This is a genomic window from Streptomyces spiramenti (assembly GCF_012034385.1).
In the GTDB taxonomy this organism is placed as follows: Bacteria; Actinomycetota; Actinomycetes; order Streptomycetales; family Streptomycetaceae; genus Streptomyces; species Streptomyces spiramenti.
The window spans coordinates 20,854-27,977 of sequence record NZ_JAAVJB010000040.1; the positions used below are offsets into that span (position 1 = coordinate 20,854).

Consider the following 7,124-nt stretch of genomic DNA (forward strand, 5'->3'; position numbering starts at 1 on the left):
GTACGGGGCCCTCGGGGCGGGGCGTCGCCCCCGAAGGGGGCGGCCACCGTCCGGGCGGGCCGCCGGGGCCGGTGTCCTCACCGGGTCGGCGTTCCCCGCCGTCCCCCGGCCTGCGGTGCTGGTCGCTCATGTGCCATCACGCCCGGAAGATGTGGCGGCGGATGGACGCCGCGTTGGAGAAGATCCTGATCCCGAAGACCACGATGACGCCGGTGGACAACTGCGCCCCGACCCCGAGCTGGTCACCGAGGAAGACGATCAGCGCGGCCACGACGACGTTGGAGAGGAAGGAGACCACGAAGACCTTGTCGTCGAACTTCCCGTCCAGCCGGGCACGCAGACCGCCGAAGACGGCGTCGAGCGCGGCCACGACGGCGATGGGCAGATAGGGCTCCATGCCCGTGGGCACGACGGGCCGGGTGATGACCCCGACCACGATGCCGAGCACCAGCCCGAGAACGGCGATCACGGTGTGTGTTCCTCTCCAACGTTGCCGGGCGGGCCCGGTGCCTGCTGCCCCGGTGCCTCCCACCCTGGTTCCTGGGTCTCGGCGTCCTCGTCGACCGCTCCCGGGGTGGCGGTGCCGTCGGGGTCCGGGCCGTCGCCCTCGTCCCCCTCGTCGGAGTCGCCGGGCACCACCGGGGTCGCGCTGCGCAGGACGAGCTGCGAGGCGGCCGGCAGCCGCAGCTCCTCGCTCTCCGACAGGGAACCGCGGATGCCGTAGTGCTCGCGCAGCGATTCCAGGGTCGCGCCGCCCGCGCTGCTCTCGAAGGCGCTGCGCAGCGTCTCGCCGTCGCCGACGGCGTGGACCGTGTACGGCGGGACCAGGGGGCGGTTGTCGACCAGGATGGCGTCGCCCGCGGCGCGGATGGCGGAGACGGCGGTCAGTCGCTGGCCGTTGACCGCGACGGCCTCCGCCCCGGCGGACCACAGGCCGTTGACGACCCGCTGGAGGTCCCGGTCGCGCAGGCGTCCCGTGTCGGCGAACCCGCCGCCGTCGCGGGGCCCGCCGCCGAGGCCGTCGCCGGCTCCCTCCGCGTCGTCGAGGACGAGTTCCACCCCGGGGCCGGTGACCGCGATCGCACCGGCGAGCAGGGCCGTGAGCTCGGCCTCGCCGCCGCTGCCACCGGTGAGAGCCGCGCGGCGGAGTTCGGCGACGTGGTCGCGGAGGTCGTCGACCTCCGTCTGGAGGGACTCCGCCTCGTCGGTGCCTCGTTCGGCGCGCTCGGCCAGCTCGCGGCGCTCCTGCGCCAGGGCGGGCGCGCCCGCGCGGGCCTGGAGCGCACCGAGGGTGATGACCATCGCGGTGAGGAGCAGCCCGGCGATCAGCCACAGCCGTCGGCCACCGGCCCCGGTGCCGTCGACGGCACGGCGGCGCGCGGCCTCCTCGTAGCCGGCGTCCAGCGGGTGGTCCATGACCTCGTTGAGCAGCCACATCGACGCGTCGGGACGCGTGGTGCGGTCCGCACGTTCGGGGCCGGGCTGCTGGGGCATGGCGGACATCGTCGCACGCCGCCGGACGGGTGAGGCGCGGGCCCCTCCCGTCCGGCGGTGTGCGTGCCGGGGCGGTCAGTCCCCGGCGCTGTCGACCACCGCGCTCCAGCGGTCGAGGAGTTCGCGTGCGGCGGCGTCGTCGGGTCCCTCGGCCCACAGATGGGTGACGGCCTCGGCGGGGTCGGGCAGCACCATCACCCACCTGCCGTCCGACTCCACCACGCGCACGCCGTCGGTGGTGTCGACCTGCCGGGCCTCGGCGGACTCGACGACCCTGCGCATCACCATGCCCTTGACGGCCCAGGGGGTGACGATGTCGCGGCGCAGGACGTGGGCGCGCGGTATGCGGGCGTCGATCTGGCTCAGCGAGAGCTGGGTACGGGCGACCAGCCCGGTCAGCAGTACGAAGGCGGCGGTGGCGTCGAAGACGTTGCCGAACTCGGGGACGATGAAGCCGCCCTGTCCGTCACCGCCGAAGACGGTCGCCTCCCGGGCCGCAGCCCGGGTGAGGTCGTCGGGCGACGTCGTGGTCCACGCGACCTGGGTGCCGTGGTAGGCGGCGACCTGCTCGGCGATGCGCGTGGTGGTGACGGGCAGGACGACACGGCCACTGCGCCGCTCGGCGGCCACCAGGTCGAGCATGACCAGGAGGGCGCGGTGGTCGTCCACCACGCGACCGCGTTCGTCGACGATGGAGAGCTGCTCGCCCACCGGGTCGAACCGGACGCCGAACGCGGCCCGCGCGGAGGCCACGATCTCCCCGAGCCGCACGAGGGCGGCGGCCCGTTCCTCGGCGGTCTCGGTGGGTCGTGCCTCGTCCAGACCGCCGTTGATCGTCAGGGCGTCCACCCCCAGCTTGCCGAGGAGGCTCGGCAGGACGAGGGCGGCGCTGCCGTGTGCGGCGTCCACGACGACCTTCATACCGGCCTCGCGGACGCCGCTGGTGTCCACGGCGCGCAGGACGGACCCGGTGTAGGCGTCGAAGACGCTGGCCGGGAACCGGAGGTCGCCGATCTCGCCGGGGAAGGCGCGCCGGAACTCCTGACGGGCGTAGACACGGTCCAGCTTGCGCTGACCGGCCTGGGAGAGGTCGGCACCGTGCTCGTCGAGGAACATCACGTCGACGGAGTCGGGGACGCCCGGAGTGGTGCGGATCATGATGCCGCCGGCGCTGCCGCGTGCCGTCTGCTGGCGGGCCACGGGCAGCGGCACGTTCTCCAGGTCGCGGACGTCGATGGCCGACGCCTGGAGCGCGGAGATGACGGCCCGCTTGAGGGCGCGGGCGCCCCGCGAGTGGTCGCGGGCGGTGGTGACGGTGGCGCCCTTCTTGAGCGTCGTCGCGTAGGCGCTGGCCAGCCGCACGGCCACCTCGGGGGTGATCTCGACGTTGAGGATGCCGGTGACGCCGCGCGCGCCGAAGAGGTTCGCCTGGCCCCGGGACTCCCAGATGACCGAGGTGTTGACGAAGGCGCCGGCCTCGATGGTCTTGAAGGGGTAGACCCGGACGGTGTCCTGGATGATCGACTCCTCGCCGATCAGGCACTCGTCGCCGATGACCGCGCCGTCCTCGATGCGCGCGGCGCGCATGACGTCCGTGTTCTTCCCGACCACGCAGCCGCGCAGGTTGGTCTGCGGGCCGATGTAGACGTTGTCGTGGATGACCGCCCGGTGCAGGAAGGCGTCGGACTTCACCACGACGTTGGAGCCGACGACGGTGTGCTCGCGGATCTCGGCACCGGTCTCGACCTTGGCGTAGTCGCCGATGTACAGCGGACCGCGCAGCGTGGCGTCGGGGTGGACCTCCGCGCCCTCGGCGACCCAGACGCCCGGAGAGATCTCGAAGCCGTCGATCTCGACGTCGACCTTGCCCTCCAGGACGTCGGCCTGCGCCTTGACGTAGCTCTCGTGCGTGCCGACGTCCTCCCAGTAGCCCTCGGCGACGTAGCCGTAGACGGGCCTGCCCTCCTTCATCAGGCGGGGGAAGACGTCGCCGGACCAGTCGACGGGGACGTCGGGGTCGACGTAGTCGAAGACCTCGGGCTCCATGACGTAGATGCCGGTGTTGACGGTGTCGGAGAAGACCTGTCCCCAGGTGGGCTTCTCCAGGAACCGCTCGACGCGCCCCTCGTCGTCGACGATGGTGATGCCGAACTCCAGCGGGTTGGGCACCCGGGTGAGGCAGACCGTGACCAGGGCGCCGCGCTCCCGGTGGAAGCGGATCAGTTCGGTCAGGTCGAAGTCGGTGAGCGCGTCGCCGGAGATGACGAGGAAGGAGTCGTCCTTCAGCGCCTCCTCGGCGTTCTTCACGCTTCCGGCGGTACCGAGGGGCTTCTCCTCGTTGGCGTAGGTGAGCTCCATGCCGAGTTCCTCGCCGTCGCCGAAGTAGTTCTTGACGAGGGAGGCGAGGAACTGGACCGTCACCACGGTCTCGGTGAGCCCGTGGCGCTTCAGGAGCCGCAGTACGTGCTCCATGATCGGTCGGTTCACCACGGGCAGCAGCGGTTTGGGCATGCTCGCGGTCATCGGCCGGAGCCGGGTGCCGGAGCCTCCTGCCATTACGACGGCCTTCATAGTGGAAGTGTCCTCCTCGCAGAGCGGACAGTCATGCCGACTGCGCCCGTCCGGACGAGTACGCCCGCACAGCGGGGCGGGACAGGGGTGGCCGCCGGAACGGCGTGCCGGACCTCAGCGACACTGCCGGAGGCGGGATCAGTCGGCCGCGGAGTCCGCCTTCAGAAGTCGGCGGACCTGGACCACGTAGAGGATCCCTGCCCACCAGTACAGCGCCGTACCCCAGGTGGCGAACGCCCATCCGAAAATCGCGGCCAGCGACGCGACGGTGCCGGAACCATCGCTGAGGAGCAGCAGCGGGAAGGCGTACATGAGGTTGAAGGTCGCGGCCTTGCCGAGGAAGTTGACCTCCGGCGGCGCGTAGCCGCGACGGTCCAGGACCAGGACGGCGACGAGCAGGCACAGCTCGCGCAGCAGGAGCAGCGCGGTGATCCACCAGGGGAGGATGTCGCGCCAGGTGAGGGCGACGAGCGTGGCCAGGATGTAGAGCCGGTCGGCGGCGGGGTCCAGGATCCGGCCGAGGTTGCTGACCTGGTTCCAGCGGCGGGCGAGCTTGCCGTCGAGGTAGTCGCTCACCCCGCTGAGGGCGAGGACGAGCAGCGCCCAGCCGTCCATGCTCGGGCCGCCGAACACCGGGGAGAGCACCAGCCAGAGGAAGAGGGGGACCCCGGCCAGGCGTGCCATGCTCAGCAGGTTCGGGACGGTGAAGACCCGGTCGGTCTGCACGCCTGTCTGTTGGACCTCCACTGGTGGAGCCCTCCCGTGTTCGTAAGGTGCCGGCGTTCCCGACGGCGGCTGTGCAGACCCTATCGGCAGCGGCCGGTGGCACCGGGTGAGGGTGGCACGGTGGACGGTCACGGAGGGTGGAGCTGAGCCGAACGGTTCCGTGACGTACGCTCGTGTAGCGGCACAAACGTCCGAAAAGGGTCGGCGCCCGGTCGGGCGCCTCCGAGGGAGGCTGCCCATGACCACCGTCTCGTCGCCGCTCGCCGGACGGGTCGTCACTCTGGAGGACGTGCCGGACCCGGTGTTCGCCGACTCGCTCGTCGGCCCCGGGGGCGCGGTGGACCCGGCACGGGTTCCGCTGGAGGCGCTGGCCCCGCTCGACGGCATCGTCGTCTCCCTCCAGGCGCACACCTTCGTGGTGGTGGACGCGGCCGGCAGAGCGGTGCTGACCCACCTCGGGATCGACACCGTGCAGCTGGCCGGGGAGGGATTCGAGCCGCTGGTGGGTAAGGGCGACAACGTACGACGGGGCCAACCGCTGGTGCGGTGGGACCCGGCGGCGGTCGCGGCGTCCGGTCGGTCCCCGGTGTGTCCGGTGATCGCCCTGGAGGCGTCGGCCGTCGACCTCACGGGACTGCGTACCGGACGCGACGTCCGGGCAGGTGACGTGCTGTTCAGCTGGAACTGAGACCGGAGACAGGTGAGATGGACGCGAGGTTGAGGGGTGTCGGCGTGAGTCACGGGGTGGCCCGTGGCGAGGTGCGTCACATGGGGACGGCGGTGCTGGAACCGCCGGCGAGACGCCTGGCGGCGGGCGAGGCGCCACGGGAGCGTGAACGCGCCGCACGGGCCGTCGAGGCGGTGGCCGCGGACCTGGAGGCGCGCGGCGCGCTGGCGGGAGGCGAGGCACAGGCCGTGCTGGAGGCGCAGGCGCTGATGGCGCGCGACCCCGAACTGGCCGCCGACGTGGAGCGGCGGATCGGGTCGGGCGACATCGCCGAGCAGGCGGTGCACGACGCGTTCGCCGCCTACCGCGAACTGCTCGCCGCCGCGGGCGAGTACCTGGCCGGACGGGTCGCGGACCTCGACGACGTCCGCAACCGGATCCTGGCGCGGCTGCTCGGGGTGCCGATGCCCGGAGTGCCCGACAGCGACGGCCCGTTCGTCCTGATCGCCCGTGACCTGGCCCCGGCGGACACCGCGCTGCTCGACCCGGCGCTGGTGCTCGGGTTCGTGACCGAGGAGGGCGGACCCACCAGCCACAGCGCTATCCTTGCGCGCGCGCTGGGGGTACCTGCGGTGGTGGCGCTGCCGGGGGCGGGCGAGCTCGCCGAGGGCACGGTCGTGGCCGTGGACGGCGAGAGCGGCGAGGTCGTGGTCGACCCGGGCGCCGAGGAGTGGGCGGCGCTGGAGCGGCGCGACGCGCAGCGCCGGGCCGCGCTGGGCGAGGCCCGAGGGCCGGGGGCGACCTCCGACGGCCACAAGGTACCGCTGCTCGCCAACATCGGCGGACCCGGCGACGTCGCGGCGGCGGTCGAGGCGGGCGCGGAGGGGGTGGGGCTGTTCCGGACCGAGTTCCTCTTCCTCGGCGACGGGGCGGACGGCGCGCAGCCGCCGTCCGTCGCGGAGCAGGCCGAGGCGTACCGCCAGGTGCTGGCGGCGTTCCCCGACGGCCGGGTGGTGGTGCGGGTGCTGGACGCCGGTGCCGACAAGCCGCTCTCCTACCTGAACCCCGCGGACGAACCGAACCCCGCGCTGGGCGTTCGGGGGCTGCGGGCGTTGCTGACTCGGCGTGAGGTGCTGCTGGACCAGCTGCGGGCGCTGGGGGAGGCAGCCGAGGGACAGTCGGCCTACCTGGAGGTGTTGGCACCGATGGTGGCCGGCCCGGGCGACGCGCGGGAGTTCGCCGACGCCTGCCGGGAGGCCGGTCTGCCCGCGCGGGCCGGGGTGATGGTCGAGGTGCCTTCCGCGGCGCTGCGGGCGCGGGCGCTGCTCCAGGAGGTGGAGTTCCTCTCGCTGGGGACCAACGACCTGGCCCAGTACACCTTCGCGGCGGACCGGCAGGTGGGCGCGCTCTCCCGCTGGCAGGACCCGTGGCAGCCGGCGCTGCTGGACCTGGTCGCCATGTCCGCTGAGGCTGCCAAGGCCGAGGGGCGCAGCTGCGGGGTCTGCGGCGAGGCGGCCTCCGACCCGGTGCTGGCGTGCGTGCTGGCCGGCCTCGGGGTGACCAGCCTGTCGATGGGTGCCGCGTCGATCCCCTACGTGCGGGCACGTCTGGCCGGGCACACGCTCGCCGAGTGCGAGCGCGCGGCTGCGGCGGCTCGGGCCGCCGA

Annotated in this window: 6 protein-coding genes; 2 read left to right on the top strand and 4 right to left on the bottom strand. The window is 73.0% G+C overall.

The window, feature by feature from the left end:
- Positions 1–136: 136 nt before the first annotated feature.
- The 4 genes from HCJ92_RS07870 to clsA form a co-directional block, all read right to left on the bottom strand.
- Positions 137–469, bottom strand: coding sequence for a DUF1290 domain-containing protein (locus tag HCJ92_RS07870; RefSeq protein ID WP_167932732.1), 333 nt, complete (start codon positions 467–469; stop codon positions 137–139).
- Entirely contained in the window at positions 466–1,494 is a 1,029-nt protein-coding gene (locus HCJ92_RS07875; RefSeq protein WP_167932733.1) for a DUF881 domain-containing protein, read from the bottom strand. Before HCJ92_RS07875 ends, HCJ92_RS07870 begins: the two co-directional genes overlap by 4 nt.
- 75 nt (positions 1,495–1,569) lie before the next feature.
- Positions 1,570–4,065: a mannose-1-phosphate guanyltransferase gene (locus HCJ92_RS07880; protein ID WP_167932734.1), complete on the bottom strand. Its 2,496-nt coding sequence runs from the start codon at positions 4,063–4,065 to the stop codon at positions 1,570–1,572.
- Between the two features lie 138 nt (positions 4,066–4,203).
- Complete coding sequence (clsA, locus tag HCJ92_RS07885; RefSeq protein ID WP_167932735.1) at positions 4,204–4,812, bottom strand: cardiolipin synthase ClsA; 609 nt, start codon at positions 4,810–4,812, stop codon at positions 4,204–4,206.
- 217 nt (positions 4,813–5,029) lie between these two features.
- On the opposite strand from clsA, the gene HCJ92_RS07890 reads away from it, so the two are divergent.
- Complete coding sequence (locus tag HCJ92_RS07890) at positions 5,030–5,479, top strand: PTS sugar transporter subunit IIA (protein WP_167932736.1); 450 nt, start codon at positions 5,030–5,032, stop codon at positions 5,477–5,479.
- Between the two features lie 17 nt (positions 5,480–5,496).
- A partial coding sequence (gene ptsP / locus HCJ92_RS07895) for a phosphoenolpyruvate--protein phosphotransferase (RefSeq protein ID WP_167932737.1) occupies positions 5,497–7,124 on the top strand: 1,628 nt, incomplete at its 3' end.